We start from the raw sequence: 18232 nt of genomic DNA on the forward strand, positions 1-18232 counted from the left end.
TGCGGGAGGGGTGGGGGGAAGAACGGGAAATGGTAACCGAACCATTCTTTATGTTGCTTGTTAACCCTCATAAGACATATGAATTCCAAGTACTCTCCTTGCCACATCCACCTGCTCATGATCTAATTGAACTTTGACACGACCCTGACGGCGTTTCTCTCTCCACTCTTTGAGTTGTTCTTCCGTTTCTAGTTTGAGTTCAGCAATCTCGACAGCTCTATCGAACATATACTTGGTTGTTAGCAGACAACTACGAACTCCTTGCCCTCCAGAAACAATGGGAGTTTCTCTATACAACCATTTTTCTATGTTGAATTTTACATACAAATTTTGTTCCGTACCTCGCTTCGCAGGTCGTTCCTTAATATCTCCTCGCTTTAATACTTGCCAATCGCTGATCTTACCATATATATAAACACCCTGCCCTTCCGAGCCAAACCAGTTTTTAGACTGGTAAATTGCAATGTACTCCAGCTGTGTGAGCAACTTATGGTCTGTAATGTTAGACAAAGGAGTGTGGTAAAATAGGTGCTTTTTGACGAAATCGAGCTGAGATTTATCCTTCAATGAACCAACCAGCACATTCTTACCGCCCAGCTTGTTCTGATAGTAATCATCCGTACCTCGAGGACGAGTAGAACGCTCGTAAGCTTTTTCCGGACTATCCAAGATCAGTTCATCCAAGAATTGCTCCATCAAACTTGTTGCATTCGGCAAAAATGGAAATGCTCCGATATTAACCAACTCGATACTTTTATAAAAACGATGCTGCTTAAACTTCTCTTCATCCGCATAGGGAAATAGAACGTAAGCACCGAACATACTGCGCTCGTAATCCAAACTGTCCTTATCTTGATATACAATTGCATCCCTATAACGGTGCATCGTATTAATGTCATCCTCTTGAGGCCCCGGCAGACCCTGATAGTTCCGATGATATGGCGTACCTTCGTAAGCCGGATCAAGTCGATACTTGGCGTCGAATATATACTTGTATACTTTTTGCTGCTTATTGACATCAAGCTTTCTTAAAGTTAGAACATTATCCGGTCGCTGAGATAACGTAGTTCGCTCCTTTTTATCTTCCGGCGGCAGTTTATTGTAATAAAGTTCGAACCGTTCCCCATTCGCTGGATTCTCATATTCCACCTTGGCTGATTGCGATCTATCCAGTGTAACAAACAAGCCATTTCGATTAACTCGAATGATGTCTTGCTTCACAAGCTTATACTTTTCACTCAATAAACCATGAATTTTTAAAAAGCACCAATATTCATAAAGCTGCGCCATATCCTTCATCGATAGATGGAACAAATCGCTCTGTATGGACAGCCCCTTCATTAACATTAGATACATGCGATACGCATCCCGATAACCAGGAGCCATCTGAAGCACTAAGGAAACCGACATTTGTCTCATCGGCCCTACATCACGCAGAAAATCTACTTGTAACAGACGCTTCAAATGTGTTTGCATCTTGTAGATTCTATCCAATAGAACGGGATCCTTCTTGTAGTCCTTAGTGTTTAGTTGAGCGTTGAGCTGTTTAAGCTTCGTCTCAATCCGTATAAGTAGCCACCGCAAAAACCGGTTCTCTCCTGTATCAAAATCCAATCTCTTTTTCGTTTCAATGAGCTTATGAGGCCTGTACTTTGACCCTTGAACCTCAATAAAACCATTGGAATCATCTATTATTAATTGGTGCGAATTTTTTGATAAAAATGCAATATTCTCTCTACCCGCCCGCCTCACTTTGGATGCATCGGTCACTTTGTGCACATGATATAACCTGTGATGAGGTGCATCCTTAATTCTCTCAATCGCACCCACCAGTTGCTGAAACACGTGCTGCAATATACTAAAGAACTCTGTCAAGCTCTGGTTGCTGGTCTCCTTCAAACCCGTTAAATGATATGTTTTACGCATAAAATCAAAGGATAGATTATAAATCTGTTGATTCACGTCGTGCAAAATAGCCTGATAATCCGACTTATAATCTAGCTTGGTCGGAAATATTTCTAATCGAATAGCAAGACTTTCAGTTCCATCAATAAGTACTCTTAGATCTGTGTAGCCAATCTCATTCTGAAAATTCAACATCCCAGATAAAATATTGCGTCCGAGCGGCTTAATGGCTTGTCGTAAATATAAATTGTCATGATAAAATTCCAGCTTATGTGTACTTTTATTTTCAATGACAAGCTGGTAATTCTGTGTTTCATAAAAGCATGGTAGGATCCTTTCTCTTAAGCCATTTATCATATTACCTGTCACAGGGGAAAACACTTGAACTGAATGTATGTCTAAAGAATGGAGACGAGGTGCAACTTCCAAGGTAGCATCAACCCAATCGTCCACAGCATCACGATGCAGCTTTAGAGTTTCCACCGTCGGATGAAACGGTTTACCCAGTATGTATAAATCGAATAGATTCGTCTCTATTCTCAGCAGTTCGACCGCTTGATTAAGAAAGCCAGAAGGATGTGAAGCCATCTTCCTCTAACCTCCGTAACATGTAAGCTAACTTTCGTGCGCTTTGTGGGTATGTAGCTGTGAGAATCGTCTTGTAGAGTTCTGATGGATCGTTCATTAGTTCCTCCACATCCCCCTTATGACCTGTGCAAAACAGCATAAGCTCAATGAGTACACGTCTTACCGTATGACTGCTGCCTTGAATTCGTGGTAATATTTTTTGAAGAAGCTGAAAATCAAACGCATACTCTTCTTTCATAAGTCCAAATCGCTGGTTATAAATCAAATAAAAACAAACGGCGTCCCTCACCCTAAATCCAATATGAGAGTGATTTTCTTCGAGTATATTATTAATCGTAACCAGTTTTTCCGTAGTGCGTTTCACTAAATCCTCATAATCCGCAAAGGCATCTTGTAACTGTAAGTAATCGCTGCATAAGAATGTATGCGCCAGCTTCTTGGAATTCATTGGCTTCGTATTATTATCCAAAATAGGATAATCTTCTAATTGTACATAGTTAAACTCTATCGTATTAGCTCGGTCCAACACCTTTTTACTAAAAGGGTGCGTCGTCTCATCCATGTTTACAGTACCAATTAGAAACACGTTGTCAGGGATGCCCACATTATCATTAAACTCACCGTAATCCCCAGTGTTTAACGTATCTTTTGAAAGGATAGCATCAGTAACAATTTGACCTTCCTTCCATTTTTGTGTCTCAAGTACACTTAACAAATCACTAAAATAGTGCTCCACTCGAGCCAAGTTCATCTCATCCAAGCATATAAAATAGGGCTTGTTACAGTTTTCTATTTTGGAAGCCTCCAATAAAACCTCAGTCAGCTTACCAACACGGAATCTACCAGACAAATCCTTGTATCCTAACAAATCTGAAGGATCACTCCAATCCGGACGAACCGGAATCAACGTAAATTGGTGATTATTATCGGTTGCTCCTAATGCCTCAGCAAATAACTTCACTAGTTTTGTTTTTCCAGTCCCCGAGATACCTGCTAGAATGACAAATGGCTTAGTCTTCAAAGAAAGGTAGAAGTTCTCTATCATATACTCTGGGTAGGAAAAGCCTCTTTGCTTAATGTAGGCTTTAATATGAGTAAGTTGATCCCTAACAGACAAATCGTCCATTACAATTAGCTCCTCTTCATCGTCAATACCTTTTTCTATTAAATCGTTCTGCTCATTATTGGAGATTACACTTTGCACATAGGCTTCATAATTTACTAGCAAAGCATGAAGATCAGAGAGTAGTTCTTGGTCAGTAGGTAAATCAAGACTGTCGTATTTCCGATATGCAATAGTAGATACTTGATACGCCTCTCCAATACCTTTAGTGGTTAGATGTATACTCTCATCTTTTTTAAATCCATCTAGTGGTATGATTTCTCTTATTTGTTTTGCTTTTTCTCGAAGATATTGATAACCTGACTTTTTCCCTTCTCTTAAAGGTTCTGTCACACCCTGAATAAGGGTCAAATATACAGAACTCATATCATCAGAAAACAAATAAACAATATAAACTCCTTGTTGAGTAGTCATAGTGATTCGGGGATCCATAATAGCTATCCACGGAATATCCGCCCAGTTTCCTTGTCCTACGGAGCCCTGCACTTTATATTGGTCACCAATAAAATGTACAGACCTCAATTGAGAAGGGATGATCTGACGAACAAACTCCCCAAGCGTATGTTTACCAAATGGTTGTGTTTTGGCTGTTAGATACTCAGAAAGTATTTTTGAGAGAATATCTGATAAAGGAATTGGAGAAGCAAGCTTCTTATAGAAATCATCCAGTTCTTTTAAAGCGTAATCCCTTAATTCATGAATAACATCAGATCGCATCTCTTCCCAAACATCGGGTCTAAACCGAATCCATTCACCATCATTTATTAAAATTGATGATAAAGCATCTATGGGTGTGCTTATGATAGGTTGTAATTGTCCAACGGTTATTTGTTTCCAGTTCATTGCTAATTTCTCAGGAGGCTTTTCTACTATTAGACCTTCCATTTCTCTAGTCTGATAGAATGATAAAAACCTTTCCTTTACATCATTAAGCGGTACTATAGAGATATGTTGTTTATCTAACTCGTCTAATAAAGATAGAATAAGTACCATTTTATATGATTTTTGTTTGCTTTTAAAAATATCTGACATTACTTTTGGCAATGACATGTTAGTTCTCCGTTACCTTTCTGATTTAATCTAGTTGGCATGAGGATTAAATTACTACATATCCTATCTCTGCCTATATAAATATTATACATGATATTTTCAACAATAGAGTTCATTAAACATATACTTAAATACATAGTCCTATTTACAAGAGATATACGTATTATCTATTGATAAAAAATACCCGACAACGATTTGATATTCGTCAAAACGTTGTCGGGTTAATTTAATTTTTATTACTATTTTTCACTAACAAAAGACATAGGCAGTCTCTTACACCCTACACCCTCTTCAAAAACTCCACAATCGTGAGAAGCCCTTTATCAAAGTTCTCGAAATTAAAGTGCTCATTAGGCGCATGCAGGTTCTCGTCTGGAAGACCGAAGCCCATCATGACAACTGGAGCTTCAAGCACACGGGAGAAGGTTTCCACAATTGGAATCAATTCGCCGTCTTTCGTGAATAGGGCACGACTCGTAGGCATCTGCCGCGACTTGAAGGACGCGCTCTGAAGGATCGATATTGAATGCGCGGGCCTCCTCACCGTCGGTAATAGTAAGCTTCGCACCAGGGTGATATTTGCGCAGATGGCGATTAATACTCGTCAATTAAACACCTCTCATTTACAATATTGCATTAGTTTATTGTCAGTTCTACTCATGGAGCAATTATGTATGAAATGTCTTGGAACATTTTTCCTTAAACTGCGTCTGAGTAGATAGGAAAAATCACTCAGACCGTTTTCGGACGATACGGCCTAGCATGCTACATCATATGAACGGAGGAAAGAACATGTATAGTTTTCGCAAAAGTGCATTCGCCCTGCTCTTGATTCTGCTTATCGTTCTAGCTGGCTGCCAGAACCCTGCTAATACCGCAAGTCAAGGAGCAATTAACGGTGAATCAGTTAGTTTATCATCTATTGCCTCTGTAATAGATAAGACACCTGAAGCAGCCGGGTCTCTCTCGAACCCCAAAAACACTTCGGCACAGTTGGCAACAAAAACATTGGCAGATAACCAGCTTACCCCTTCACTTGTAAAGGTATCCTCAAGCGTAACCATGGGGAAAGTCAGCGCCTTAAGGATGGCCAGTGCCGAATCCGGATGGATCGGCGGCGATGGATGGATCGCCCGGACGGACGACGGCGGGAAGCATTGGAAGATCCAATATCATGGCAGCGGTATCGTCAAACAGATCTTTGCGCTGAACAATCAAGACGCCTGGGCGGTTACTGATAAAGCGAAGCTGCTCAGCACATCAAACGGTGGAGAGCACTGGGTATTAACGGGGAAAATGCCTAACGAAGGCTTCCTGCATTTCGTTTCTAAAAATGAAGCATTTAGTGGAAACGCAAGAACGACGAATGGCGGGAAAAATTGGAGTACGCTGCCCGTTCCCAAACAAACTGTCGGCGACGCCTACTTCCATGACAAAAATAACGGATGGGCAGTAATCCAGAATAATGGTATGGGCATTGTGGAGCGGACGCAAGATGGCGGGAAAACATGGAAAATCGTCATGGGTCTGAAGCTCATCTCGCCACTCAACGGAGCAGTGATCCGCTCTGCAGGTACAGATGACGCATGGGTCGAATGGATTGGAGACTACGGCATGACTCAAAACTCCTACTCCCTGTTCCATACATCTAATGGCGGCAAGAACTGGCAGACAGTTCTCGCCAACTCAACTGCCGGCGGGGGCCCAGCTCCTGGATTCCAGGAAGAATTCGACGGACCGAAAAACCAAGGCTCTAGTCCAGGACCGCTGTACGTCCTTAATCACAATGTGGCCTACATGGGCGGAGACTGCCAGGCCTGCGACAAACCGAATACGGTTGGTAGAACTATAGATGGCGGGAAAACGTGGGTGAATGAAAAGGTATCTTTCCCTGGCTTCGGAGGAGCTCTACTAGCTTTCTCTGACATCAATCATGGATGGTGGATTTGTACAGACAATTCCGATCCATCGGTGCTATATACCACCTCTGACGGCGGCACCCACTGGAAGAAGATTTATACGTTCCCCCGTCCAAAACAGACTTCCTAAAGACTCATAGTACCTTAAGTCATGGTAGTGTAAGAGAACAAAGCAAAAACGCCGACCTATACTAGTCGGCGTTTTTCACTTGTACAGCAATTAAACTCTCTTCAAAAACTCCACAATCGTGAGAAGCCCTTTATCAAAGTTCTCGAGATTAAAGTGCTCATTAGGCGCATGCAGGTTCTCGTCTGGAAGACCGAAGCCCATCATGACAACTGGAGCTTCAAGCACACGGGAGAAGGTTTCCACAATCGGAATCGATCCGCCGTCTTTCGTGAATAGGGCACGTGTGCCGTAGACTTGTTCGTACGCATCTGCCGCGACTTGAAGGACGCGCTCTGATGGATCGATGTTGAATGCGCGGGCTTTCTCACCGTCGATAATCGTTAGCTTCGCACCAGGTTGAACATATTTGCGCAGATGGCGATTAATTTTAGCTAGAATGTCCTCTGGATCTTGATCTCCAACAAGGCGGCACGTAATTTTCGCATGTGCTTCCTTCGGAATGACCGTCTTCGTTCCTTCGCCTTGGAAGCCGCCCCATACACCGTTAAGTTCAAGCGTTGGTCTAGCTCCAGTACGTTCTACGAAGGAGTAGCCTGCTTCTCCATATAGAGTATCAAGCTCAAGACTTTCTGCTAATTTCTTCTCGTCGAACTTTTGTTTCGCGAATTCTTCTCTCATCATTGGCGAGAGCTGAGGTACGCCTTCATAGAACCCTTCAACAGCGACGCGGCCATCTTTGTCGTGAAGGGATGCAAGCAGATCGACAAGGGCATGCAGCGCATTCGGCACGCCGCCGCCAAATGTACCGGAGTGTAAATCAGTATTCGCAGTGTTAATCGACACTTCCAGTGAGCATAGTCCGCGCAGTCCTGTACTGATCGCAGGTTTGCCAGGTTCGAGGAGTGCTGTATCGGAAATGAGCACAGCATCCGCAGCCAGCTTGTCTCGATTCGCATCTAGGAAAGGCGGCAGGTTTGGACTTGAGATTTCCTCTTCGCCTTCAATGCAGAACTTGATATTTACAGGCAGCTTGCCTTCCTGTTTCAGAATCGCTTCAACGGCTTTAATATGTAGGAACAATTGCCCTTTATCGTCCGTTGCACCGCGCGCATACAGCTTGCCGTCACGGATGTCCGGTTCAAAAGGCGGCGTTGTCCACAGATGAAGTGGATCAACTGGTTGTACGTCGTAGTGGCCATAAACGAGTATCGTCGGTTTACCCGGAGCATGCAGATGATCTGCAGTAATGATCGGATGTCCATTCGTTTGATGTACTTCTACATTCTCAAGGCCTGCCTTCTTTAGTAGGTTCGCAATCCATTCAGCGGCTTTATTCACGTCCCCTTTGTGTTCGGACAAAGCTGAAATACTCGGGATCGACAGCAATTCCTTCAATTCATCCAGGTGCTGTTCCCGTAAATTTTGAAAATAGGTTTCATAACTCATAAAGATTCGTTGCCTCCTAGCATGTATATATTCTTTATTGTACTACGTTTTGGCTAAATTGCGAAAAGCGAAAAAAAGAAGCAGCCAAAATTGTATCGACCGCTTCTTTATTCTCCACCAAATTGTTACCCCATAATCTCTACTCTGCTCAAAAATGACTTCGTCCGCTCAAGCTGCGGATTGCCGAAAATTTGTTCAGGCGTGCCCTCTTCAGCAATCTCGCCGTTATCCATGAAAATAACCCGATCAGCCACGTCTCTTGCGAAGTTCATTTCGTGCGTCACGATAATCATCGTCATGTTCTCTTCCGCCAATTGCTTAATGACCCGAAGCACCTCACCGGTAAGTTCGGGATCTAGCGCAGAGGTTGGCTCGTCGAACAGCAGAATTTCCGGCTTCATCATAAGCGCTCTCGCAATCGCTACCCGTTGTTTCTGTCCCCCGGAGAGATTAGCAGGGTAAGCATTCGCTTTGTCCGCTAGTCCTACCTTCGCTAATAGTTCCTCGCTTCTGCGGCGTATTTCCGCCGCGTTCTCCTTCTTCACCGTCTTCGGAGCAAGCTCTAGATTGTCCTGCACCGTCAGATGCGGGAATAGGTTGAAATGCTGGAACACCATCCCCATCCGTGAAGTTATGCTCTTAATCTTCGCAGGGGTCGCATATTTGCCGTCTTCGACTAAAGCTTCACCCTGAATACGAATGCTTCCGCCTGTTACCTCTTCGAGGTGGATTAGGCTGCGCAGCATTGTACTTTTCCCGGAACCGGACGGACCAATAACAGCCACTACCTCCCCCGGCGCAACGGAGAAATTAACCTTTCGGAGTACGTCCAAATTACCGAACGATTTCTTTAAATTGTGTATTTCAATCATACTTGTCATCTCTAGACAGTCCTTTTATTCGAATTTAAAACGTTTCTCAAGTGCTTTGAAGAACAGTGTCAGTACAAGTGTCATAAGCAAATAGATTACACCTGCGACTACAAATGGCGCAATCGTAAAGTCACGGTTGACCGCCGTCTGCGCATAATGGAGCAGCTCAGGTACAGCGACAGCATACAGAAGCGCTGTATCCTTCACCAAAGTAATGGACTCATTCGCTACTGCTGGCAGTGCTACTCGGATCATCTGAGGGATAATGACCTTGGACATCGTCTGCCATCTACTTAATCCAAGCACTTGTGACGCTTCATACTGACCTTTGTCGATAGAGAGCAGTCCCCCTCTGAAAATTTCCGCAAAATAAGCCGCATAGTTCAGTACAAATCCAATACAAGCTGCCACAAAGCGGTCTATGACGAGATATTGTCCGATCACCGGCAGAAGCGGCAGACCGAAGCAGAAAAATAGCAATTGCAGCATAAGTGGCGTTCCCCGCATCACATAGATGTACGTATGTGCGATCCAAGCGAGCGGTTTGACACGACTCTTGGCCATGAGTGTAATAAGAAACCCAAGAGGAAGAGACAGCAAAATCACAATCAGAAAGGTAATGATCGTCGTCTCTGCTCCCTGCAGCAACGGCTGCATAATACTTGATATATAATCCAAACTCATTTCTCTTTCGACTCCTAAGTACAAGAAAACCGGATTTATTTCAATCATCCGGTTTCTATTCTTTAATTTGTTTATTCTGTAATCTAGAAGGCTTTTATTTTAAGACCTTATCTACTCCGAACCATTTCTTCGAGATTTCCGCGGCTGTTCCATCTTGATTCAGTTCATCCAGCGCTTTTTGAAGTTCATTCAGAAGCTTCTCATTACCTTTTTTCACACCAACACCATACTGTTCTGGAGCCAGTGATTCATCAAGAAGTTTGTAAGTTCCTGGTTCCTTCGCCATATAGTATCTTGCCACAACTTCGTCAATGACAACCGCATCAAGACGTCCTGTTTTCAAATCCGTTAGGGCAAGCACGTTATCTGGATATTCGGAAACTTTAGCGATTTTAGACTTAACAGGATTTGCATTCAGCGCATCAGCTGCAGAAGAAAGAGACTGGAGTCCGACTTGTTTACCCGCTAAATCTTCAAGCTTCGTAATTTGTGATTTTGCGGGTACAACAACGACTTGGCTGTTAGCAAGGTACGGCTTCGTGAACAACACTTTCTTTTTGCGTTCATCTGTGATCGTGTATCCATTCCAAATCAAGTCGATTCGGCCGCTGTTCAGCTCAGACTCTTTGGCAGACCAGTCAATCGGTTGGAAAACAGCTTCCTTGCCCATTTTCTTAGCAGCTGCTCTCGCATAGTCAATATCGAATCCCACGAGCTGGTTCTTATCATCTCTAAAGCCCATAGGTGCAAATTTGTCGTCAATCCCAATGACTAACTTATTGTCATCCTTTGCTCCGCCTGAGCATCCGGCTAACACAGTCATGATCATTCCAAAAATGATGGCTAGCAATGCTGTCTTTTTCATTATGTCCCCTCCAAAATATTAACCTTTTTGTATAAACGCTTTAGTTCGTTACCACGTTATCAGAGTCTTATGATAACATAGCATCGTGAAAGAGTCGAGAGGAATTGTTAGGTATTTAACAACAAAATTATTCATGTTAGAATTGTAGAATGTAATTACAATCTGTAAATGTGGCACGAATAGGAGAGTTATTATGATTAAGCAGTACCCCGCTTCATGGTTATCAGGCGTATCCCTTGGAGAATCCATCGCTTGTGAATTAAGACTACAAATTATTCGTGGGACGATCCGCCCTGGCGAGGTTTTATCGGAGAACCGGATTGCCGCTGATTTCGGAACAAGCCGGTCCCCTGTCAGAGAAGCAATGAAAACCTTATCCAATGAAGGATTGATCCGTCTAGAACGGATGGGGGCTGTCGTAACTGGTTTAAGCCTGAAAGATGTAGGCGAGCTGTATGATCTCCGCTATTTAATTGAAAGTTTTGTTCAAGAGCGTCTCGTCGGTTCTGACATCAGCGAACTTCTTAATACACTCGGAAAAATCGTTGATAAAATGAGACTAGCGGCGCAGCATCATGATATTGTCGAATTCTCGTATCAAGATTTGTCCTTCCATGAAGCGATCATCACCGAAGCGAATCATACGAGAATTTTGCACCTATGGAAAAATATCCGTCAGCTGGTGATGACCGTTATGCTGATCACCACTGAAAATGTGTTCAAACAAGGCGACGAGAAAGTGAAAACCGTTATTGGAAAGCATGAGAAGCTTATCGAGGGGCTGGCGTCAGGCGATGCTGAGCGGATTCATGAAGGCGTCCTAATTTATTTTGCCGATTCGCGTACAACCCTATCTAAGAGCATTCCAAACAACTAGGCTGAAGAAGAGCGTACTCCTGCTCTTTCTCAGCCTTTATTTGTCCACATCTATATGATGGATTACCTTCGTTTCTATTATTCTTTCCATTTCCAAAAAAGAGGAATAAAAGCATACTCTCTCGAACTATTCAATATTAGTAATACAGTATTATTAAATCCTATAAGGCTGAGGGGGTATAGTTTTGAAAGCGTTCACATTAACGATGCGTTCGATGCTTGAGAGAGCAGAAATGTTGTTCCCGAACAAGGAGATTGTATCAAGAACCGCTGCTCAAATATTCCGGTACACTTACACGGATTTTGCGAAACGGACACGGCGGCTTTCATCCAGCTTGCAGGCTCTCGGGGTACAAAGAGGCGATCGCGTAGCGACATTTGCTTGGAACGATCATCGCCACTTGGAAGCTTATTTTGGCATTCCGTGTATGGGTGCAGTTCTTCATACGGTCAACATTCGCCTTCCGGATGATCATATCGCCTTTATATTGAATCACGCGGAAGATCGCTTTTTACTATTCGACGAGACGTTACTGCCTATTATTGAGCGAATTCAGCACAAGCTGACAACGATCGAAGGCTTCATCTTAATGACTGACAAAGAAACGTTGCCCCCTAGCTCCTTAGAACCCCTATACTCCTATGAACAGTTAATTACGGACGGCAATCCTTCCTTCGAATACCCTATAGACCTTGATGAGAACTCTCCAGCGGGCATGTGCTATACATCTGCCACCACGGGCAATCCGAAAGGCGTCATTTATACGCATCGCGGCATTTATCTTCACAGCCTTTGCATAGGGCTAGCTGATACGCTTGGTCTGTCTGAAAGAGATGCTGTCATGCCTATTGTGCCGATGTTCCATGTGAATGCATGGGGATTACCTTTTGCCGCGGTATGGTTTGGCAGTAAACAGGTTCTCCCGGGGCCGGCTCCTACGCCTGAATTGTTATTGAATCTAATTGCAGAAGAACAAGTGACGATCGCTGCGGGAGTACCGACCGTATGGACGGCCGCCCTCAAAGTTATGGAACAGAAACCGTTCGATCTCTCGAAGGTTAGAGCTCTTGTCTGCGGAGGGTCCGCTGCACCGCGCAGCATCATCGAAGCTTTTGAGTATAAGTACGGTATTCCATTCTACCACGCATACGGCTTAACGGAGACGAGTCCGCTTGTTACTGTTGCGAAGGTGAAGAGCTATCAAGAAGATCTGCCCAAGGATGAACTGCTCGATCTTCGCTCTACCCAAGGGCTTCTTGTTCCAGGACTTGAAATGAAGATTGTTGGACAAAACGGCGAAGTCGCATGGGACGGTCAAGAAATGGGAGAGCTTCTGCTTAGGGGCCCGTGGATTGCTGATGAATATTACAAGGATGAACGCACGAATGATTTTTTCCAAGACGGATGGTTTAATACGGGCGATATTGCAGTCATCAATTCAGAGGGCTATTTGAAATTAGTTGATCGATCGAAGGACTTAGTCAAAAGCGGCGGCGAGTGGATATCTTCTGTTGACCTGGAAAATCATCTCATGGCGCATCCTGCAATCTTCGAGGCTTGTGTAGTAGGCATTCCGCATGAGAAATGGGCTGAACGCCCTCTTGCCTTCGTGGTGCTGAAGGACCCTGTGAATCATCCTGTCAGCAAAGATGAAATTGTGCACTTCTTAAGTCAAAACTTTGCAAAATGGTGGATTCCGGACGATGTCGTCTTCCTTACCGAAATTCCGAAGACATCTGTAGGCAAGTTCCTTAAGCGTCAGCTGAGAGAGCAGTATCAGGAGCATTACTCTCCAGTAGCAGAATAATAAAAAGACTGAGAGCCTACACTGTAGGCTCTTCCTTATAGGAGGACTCTAATGAGCACAACTTACTTTTTCACTGGCTTTCCGGGATTTTTAGCTGCAAATATTGTAAAGAACATCGCGATCCAAAATAATGAAGCACAATTTAAATTGCTCATTCATCCCAGTCAGATGGACAAAGCGGATAAAGCAGTCGATCGGCTGCTCACAGACGGCCTATTACATAGAGAACAATTTGAGCTTCTTGAAGGCGACATTACGCAGCCAAACCTCGGTCTTCATGAGATCACTCTAGAATCGCTTAGAGATACGGTGAACTATGTGTTCCACCTTGCAGCCATTTACGATCTTGCGGTACCAAAGGATTTCGCCTACAAGGTCAACGTCATCGGGACAGGCCATGTGAACGATTGGGTACTCACGCTGAATAACCTTAGAAGATACATTTATTTCAGCACCGCATACGTATCCGGAGAACGGAAAGGTCGGGTACTTGAAACCGAACTGCAGATGGGGCAAACTTTTAAAAATCATTACGAATCTACTAAATACGAAGCGGAAGTACTTGTCCAGCAGATTCGGAGCCAGGTTCCTACCACGATCATTCGTCCCGGCGTTGTCATGGGCAACTCTCAGACTGGGGCAACGATTAAGTTTGACGGACCCTATTTTGCCATGCGCTTTCTTGATAAGTTCGCTGCGTTTCCGATTCCCTATGTTGGGAAGGGTGAGGCAACGTTGAACCTTGTACCTGTTGACTATATCGTTAATGCTACAAGTTATTTGGCCCATGCCGAAGTCGCGGAAAACAAAGTATACCACCTAACCGATCCGAGTCCTTATCCTGTAAGAGAAGCGTATGCCCTTATTTGCCGTAATCTGATCGGAAAAGAGCCTTCGTGGACCGTTCCTGCTTCCTTTATTTCATCAGCCCTGTCGATCCCTTCCTTCCGAAGATGGACAAGTGTTGAAAAGGAGACGATTGCGTACTTCAATCATCCTGCTGATTATGACACGACACAAGCTGCGAAGGATTTAGAAGGTTCCGGCGTTTCCTGCCCTGATTTTGCGGACTACATTCAAATTGCTGTGTCTTTCTATAAGGAGCATCGCCATGATCCTGATAAAATGATTCCGGTTCGCTAAGCCTCCCATGAATAAAGAAAAGCTCAAGCATAATTACTGCTTGAGCTTTTCTTTATATTCTTCAATTTGAGCCAAATGCCGCCCTTCATGATAACCAATAAATGAAATCCATTGTTCTACGTTCAACAATCCAAGATTCCGATGCTGAAACGATTTTTGCTTAAGATCATCTTCACTGATTCCTGCAACTAGAGTTGTCAATGCCTCTCGAGATTGGTCTAACTTACTCTTTATTTCTTGCAACGTTGTGAACGTGTCTGACGGAACAAGATGCGCAGGCGCTTCCAACTTACGTGTTCGATCAACGACTAAATGAACTGGTTTCGGTTCTGTGGGATTGTTCTCTTCACTCTCTAGAGCATTAGATATCCCTTTTAGAACAGTCTGCTCCGTTAAGTAAAGATGCTCTAACACCTGCATAATCGACCATTTACCGGCTTCTACATGCTCATTCAACTGTTGATCAGACAAATCACTGACACTTTGCCAAATTTGCTCACGGGCTTTTTGGGTTTCTTCCACGTTGAACCCTCCTTTTTCGTAACCTTACAAGACTGAATCGGCACTGTATATATGTATACTAACATACTCTCAAAGATTCTAGTTGGCCTCTAAAATTTGTACACTGATCTGTTGAACAATTTATTGATATTTCAGAATAAGGGTATAATATTGGCAAAATAATCTAAATCAATCCAAATATTGTATTAGTAAAATGAATTGAATAATTATTCTCAAGCAAGTATTATTATTTAATGTGATAAATTAAAACATCGTTAGAAAGGTGAACAACTACAACTATGAAGTCTACAGAAAAAAAGAAACTTGGTGTATTAGGGTTATCTATTATTAGTATAAATACAATATTAGGTTTAAAAAATATCCCTTTTGCTGCTACAGTTGGACCCTCTGCTATTGTATTTTGGATTGTAGCTGCATTCCTATTTTTTATTCCGATTAGTTTAATCGTAGCTGAGTTATCGACGACTTACCCTGAACAGGGAGGAATAAGCGCATGGGTAAACCGTGCCTTTGGCAAAAAAGCAAGCTTTTTAACCACTTGGTTTTATTGGGTGGCAAACTTCACCTATTATCCTTCTCTCTTACTCGGAATAACGATAAATATTGCTTATGCCATTAATCAACAGCAACTTATTCATAACACATGGTTAACGACGATTATATCACTTACTATTTTCTGGGTTTTTACGTTGTTAACATTGCGTGGTACGCAAATGAGCGAGAAGCTGGCGGCAATTGGAACCCCACTTGGAGTCATTGCGCCAGTCATCTTAATTTTTGGATTTGGGTTAGCCAGTATTTTAAGCGGACATCATTCAGCAACAGAATTTACAGTACGGACGATTACACCTAATAACCTTTCACTCGATACAGTCATGTTTTTGTCCACATTGATGTTTGCCTTCGCAGGTGTGGAAATGCTTGGAACCATAGCAGGAGATGTAAAAAACCCGCAAAAAACATTTCCAAAAGCCATTTGGTATTCTTCAGTGATTATAGGATTAGTTTATATTATTGGTACAATCGCTTTTCAATTTGTCATTAACATCAAACCAGATCAAACGGCAACGGCTTTATACTTATTTGCTGATCAAGTCACAAAACAGTTCAATTTACCGTTTCATTTATCGCAGATTCTTGCAATATGTTTTGTAGTTTCAACTTTGGGCGCATTGTCATTTTTAATTTTGAATCCAAATGTCATGTTCTATGAAAGCGGAAAGACGGTTCTACCCAAAGTTCTCACAAAAACGAATAAAGCAAATATGCCCGCAAACCTTATTCTTTTGCAAGCCGTAGGTATTTCCATTATATTACTGCTTTCTGGGTTTGTTCCGACGATATCTAAAGCTTTGAATATGCTGATTCTTATGGCAACTCTCGCTTTTTTTATTCCTTATATCTTTTTAATTTGTGCTTATATCAAGCTTCGTTTGACAGACCATGCAGCAGTCAGACCGTTTAAAATAAAAAATAATAAATTAGCCTATTTCGTTTCAGGCATTGGGTTATTGTCCGTTATAGGAACCATTGTATTAACATTAATTCCTGCTCCTGATACGACCATTTCACAATATGCACCGCTTGTTGTTGGACCTATCATATTTGCTATTTTAGGTTTTTGGTTTTATCGAATAGGAACAAAAGAAAAAAGATACAATGCTTCATAGAGAGCACTGGAAAAGGAGATGATTGTGAATCATCTCCTTTTTCCTCTATATATGAATCATGGGAACGAAGCCATTCGAGCTTATTTAGGATTGTGCCCGCACAAAAAAGAGCCTGCTGACAAAAGTATCAGCAGGCTCTTTACGTTCATCTTTATGACTTATAGGAAAATAACACCGAGGATCGCTACTACAATAATCCCCACAATACCTTGTACGAGCGTTGCCATCGTCTGTGCGCGGTATGCAGTGTTCAGCTTCATGCCTGAGAACTGAGTAACAACCCAGAAATACGAGTCATTGACATGACTGACAACCATAGCTCCGCAGCCAATTGCCATAACGGTAAGCATTTGCCCAATCGGGACAGTGCCTGCCATAGCATCAAGTCCAAGGGATGGAAGCAGCGGCATCATGATCGTTGAAGTAACGACAAGGGATGTCGTAGAGCTGCCTTGTGCTGTCTTCAGTACAGCGGCAATGAGGAACGCTAGAATAAGCGCGCCTACGCCGACAAATGCAGCATTTCCATTAATTAACGACTTCACGTAATCCGCGATTGGAGTCGCTTTAATGACCCCGCCGAGTGCTCCGCCTGCTCCAGTAATCATAATAATGATTGCGGAATCAAGAAGACCTTCACCCATGAGTTTTGTTAAATTTTCTTCATCCCGTTTAGGAAGCAATGTGAACATTGCTAGCAATACACCGATGAACAGTGCATTAACAGGAGCACCTAAGAAGGTAAGAACCGTATTCGTGAAGCCGCTGGTAAGCAGTACTTTGTCCCCTGCTTCATTTACGCCAACTGGGAAGTTCGCAAATGAACCAATAGCGAGCAAAATAATCGGCACGACGATCGGTCCAAATGCTGCCCATGCGGAAGGCAATTTGCCGAAACGTTTCTTGTATTCTTCGAACGTCTCCGTCGATTCTTCAAGCGTAGAAGGAAGCTTGTCCGCAACCTTTCTAGCCCAAATGTGACCCGCAAGTGCAACCGGAATGGAAACAACGAGACCAATGAGAATAACCCAGAACAGACCATCTGGTCCGATACCAAGATTCGTTGCAGCTGCAATCGGTCCTGGTGTCGGCGGAACCAATGTGTGAGTAGCATACAGACCAGTAGATAGAGCAACAGACAGCGTAACGACGTTAACGCCTGACCGTTTTGCAAGTGATTTTTTAAGAGAAGACAGAATAACGTAACCTGAATCACAAAATACAGGAATAGAGACAATCCATCCGATAATGGACATTGCGATAGCTGGATGACGGTCACCTAGCAAACGAAGTACAACTTCAGCCATTTTAACGGCAGCGCCTGTTTTCTCGAGAATTTTACCAATAATTGTCCCGAAAATAATAACAAGACCGATACTGGTAACAATCCCGCCGAACCCGCCTGTAATTGTAGCCCCAATGTCTTTAATGATAGGACCGCCTTCCACGCCCTTCATTTTGCCAATGAGATTCGTTCCAAGTGCAAGTATGTATGTCGAAGAGATGATTGAAAGAAACGGATGCAGCTTCCATTTTGCGGTGGCATAGACGATAAAGATAATACATAACAGCAGCAGTACTAACAAAATCGGACCTAACCCAATAACATCTGCGCTAAAGCCTGCTTGATT

13 protein-coding genes and 1 pseudogene are annotated in these 18232 nt (G+C 43.0%); 5 read left to right on the forward strand and 9 right to left on the reverse strand.

Annotated features, from left to right (window positions below; all coding sequences use genetic code 11):
- Positions 1-60: 60 nt before the first annotated feature.
- The 3 genes and pseudogenes from J2Z20_RS12165 to J2Z20_RS12175 all read right to left on the reverse strand — a co-directional run.
- The gene (locus J2Z20_RS12165; RefSeq protein ID WP_209850414.1) at positions 61-2493 is read right to left on the reverse strand and encodes a restriction endonuclease-like protein; all 2433 of its coding nucleotides are present in this window, start codon (positions 2491-2493) and stop codon (positions 61-63) included.
- Positions 2465-4666: an MrcB family domain-containing protein gene (locus tag J2Z20_RS12170; RefSeq protein ID WP_209850417.1), complete on the reverse strand. Its 2202-nt coding sequence runs from the start codon at positions 4664-4666 to the stop codon at positions 2465-2467. The genes J2Z20_RS12165 and J2Z20_RS12170 overlap by 29 nt, the downstream gene beginning before the upstream one ends.
- A 280-nt stretch (positions 4667-4946) precedes the next feature.
- Positions 4947-5274 (reverse strand): annotated as a pseudogene (locus tag J2Z20_RS12175) (M20/M25/M40 family metallo-hydrolase); the annotation flags it as partial.
- A gap of 184 nt (positions 5275-5458) precedes the next feature.
- Between J2Z20_RS12175 and J2Z20_RS12180 the strand changes: the two are divergent.
- Positions 5459-6715: a WD40/YVTN/BNR-like repeat-containing protein gene (locus J2Z20_RS12180; protein ID WP_209850420.1), complete on the forward strand. Its 1257-nt coding sequence runs from the start codon at positions 5459-5461 to the stop codon at positions 6713-6715.
- 90 nt (positions 6716-6805) lie between these two features.
- On the opposite strand, the gene J2Z20_RS12185 is transcribed toward J2Z20_RS12180, so the two are convergent.
- The 4 genes from J2Z20_RS12185 to J2Z20_RS12200 all read right to left on the reverse strand — a co-directional run bounded on the left by J2Z20_RS12185 (position 6806) and on the right by J2Z20_RS12200 (position 10582).
- Positions 6806-8161, reverse strand: a complete 1356-nt coding sequence (locus tag J2Z20_RS12185) for a dipeptidase (protein WP_209850423.1) — start codon at positions 8159-8161, stop codon at positions 6806-6808.
- Positions 8162-8286: 125 nt separating this feature from the next.
- Positions 8287-9042, reverse strand: coding sequence for an amino acid ABC transporter ATP-binding protein (locus J2Z20_RS12190; RefSeq protein WP_280921762.1), 756 nt, complete (start codon positions 9040-9042; stop codon positions 8287-8289).
- 15 nt (positions 9043-9057) lie between these two features.
- On the reverse strand, positions 9058-9717 hold the full coding sequence (locus J2Z20_RS12195; protein ID WP_209850425.1) for an amino acid ABC transporter permease: 660 nt from the start codon (positions 9715-9717) through the stop codon (positions 9058-9060).
- A gap of 94 nt (positions 9718-9811) precedes the next feature.
- Complete coding sequence (locus J2Z20_RS12200; protein ID WP_209850427.1) at positions 9812-10582, reverse strand: amino acid ABC transporter substrate-binding protein; 771 nt, start codon at positions 10580-10582, stop codon at positions 9812-9814.
- 193 nt (positions 10583-10775) lie between these two features.
- On the opposite strand from J2Z20_RS12200, the gene J2Z20_RS12205 reads away from it, so the two are divergent.
- The 3 genes from J2Z20_RS12205 (at position 10776) to J2Z20_RS12215 (ending at position 14409) form a co-directional block, all read left to right on the forward strand.
- Positions 10776-11459 (forward strand): GntR family transcriptional regulator, encoded by a 684-nt coding sequence (locus J2Z20_RS12205; protein WP_209850430.1) that lies wholly within the window; start codon positions 10776-10778, stop codon positions 11457-11459.
- Positions 11460-11664: 205 nt separating this feature from the next.
- Positions 11665-13266 carry a long-chain fatty acid--CoA ligase gene (locus J2Z20_RS12210; protein ID WP_209850813.1) on the forward strand — a complete coding sequence of 534 codons (1602 nt, stop codon included), beginning with the start codon at positions 11665-11667 and terminating at the stop codon, positions 13264-13266.
- 51 nt (positions 13267-13317) lie between these two features.
- Positions 13318-14409 (forward strand): SDR family oxidoreductase, encoded by a 1092-nt coding sequence (locus J2Z20_RS12215; protein ID WP_209850432.1) that lies wholly within the window; start codon positions 13318-13320, stop codon positions 14407-14409.
- Positions 14410-14442: 33 nt separating this feature from the next.
- Here J2Z20_RS12215 and J2Z20_RS12220 read toward each other — a convergent pair whose 3' ends face one another.
- Complete coding sequence (locus J2Z20_RS12220; RefSeq protein WP_209850435.1) at positions 14443-14931, reverse strand: DinB family protein; 489 nt, start codon at positions 14929-14931, stop codon at positions 14443-14445.
- A 278-nt stretch (positions 14932-15209) separates the two neighbouring features.
- Between J2Z20_RS12220 and J2Z20_RS12225 the strand changes: the two genes are divergently transcribed.
- Positions 15210-16601: an APC family permease gene (locus tag J2Z20_RS12225; RefSeq protein ID WP_209850438.1), complete on the forward strand. Its 1392-nt coding sequence runs from the start codon at positions 15210-15212 to the stop codon at positions 16599-16601.
- 158 nt (positions 16602-16759) lie between these two features.
- On the opposite strand, the gene J2Z20_RS12230 is transcribed toward J2Z20_RS12225, so the two are convergent.
- Positions 16760-18190, reverse strand: coding sequence for a GntP family permease (locus J2Z20_RS12230; protein WP_209850816.1), 1431 nt, complete (start codon positions 18188-18190; stop codon positions 16760-16762).
- Positions 18191-18232: the final 42 nt, after the last annotated feature.

This window comes from Paenibacillus sediminis, assembly GCF_017873765.1.
Lineage (GTDB): Bacteria > Bacillota > Bacilli > Paenibacillales > Paenibacillaceae > Paenibacillus_AG > Paenibacillus_AG sediminis.

Excerpts from the sequence above, each read along its gene's own strand:
- J2Z20_RS12165 (WP_209850414.1), bottom strand. The coding sequence starts at position 2,493 with ATGGCTTCACATCCTTCTGGCTTTCTTAATCAAGCGGTCGAACTGCTG.
- J2Z20_RS12170 (WP_209850417.1), bottom strand. The coding sequence starts at position 4,666 with ATGTCATTGCCAAAAGTAATGTCAGATATTTTTAAAAGCAAACAAAAA.
- J2Z20_RS12180 (WP_209850420.1), top strand. The coding sequence starts at position 5,459 with ATGTATAGTTTTCGCAAAAGTGCATTCGCCCTGCTCTTGATTCTGCTT.
- J2Z20_RS12185 (WP_209850423.1), bottom strand. The coding sequence starts at position 8,161 with ATGAGTTATGAAACCTATTTTCAAAATTTACGGGAACAGCACCTGGAT.
- J2Z20_RS12190 (WP_280921762.1), bottom strand. The coding sequence starts at position 9,042 with ATGACAAGTATGATTGAAATACACAATTTAAAGAAATCGTTCGGTAAT.
- J2Z20_RS12195 (WP_209850425.1), bottom strand. The coding sequence starts at position 9,717 with ATGAGTTTGGATTATATATCAAGTATTATGCAGCCGTTGCTGCAGGGA.
- J2Z20_RS12200 (WP_209850427.1), bottom strand. The coding sequence starts at position 10,582 with ATGAAAAAGACAGCATTGCTAGCCATCATTTTTGGAATGATCATGACT.
- J2Z20_RS12205 (WP_209850430.1), top strand. The coding sequence starts at position 10,776 with ATGATTAAGCAGTACCCCGCTTCATGGTTATCAGGCGTATCCCTTGGA.
- J2Z20_RS12210 (WP_209850813.1), top strand. The coding sequence starts at position 11,665 with ATGCGTTCGATGCTTGAGAGAGCAGAAATGTTGTTCCCGAACAAGGAG.
- J2Z20_RS12215 (WP_209850432.1), top strand. The coding sequence starts at position 13,318 with ATGAGCACAACTTACTTTTTCACTGGCTTTCCGGGATTTTTAGCTGCA.
- J2Z20_RS12225 (WP_209850438.1), top strand. The coding sequence starts at position 15,210 with ATGAAGTCTACAGAAAAAAAGAAACTTGGTGTATTAGGGTTATCTATT.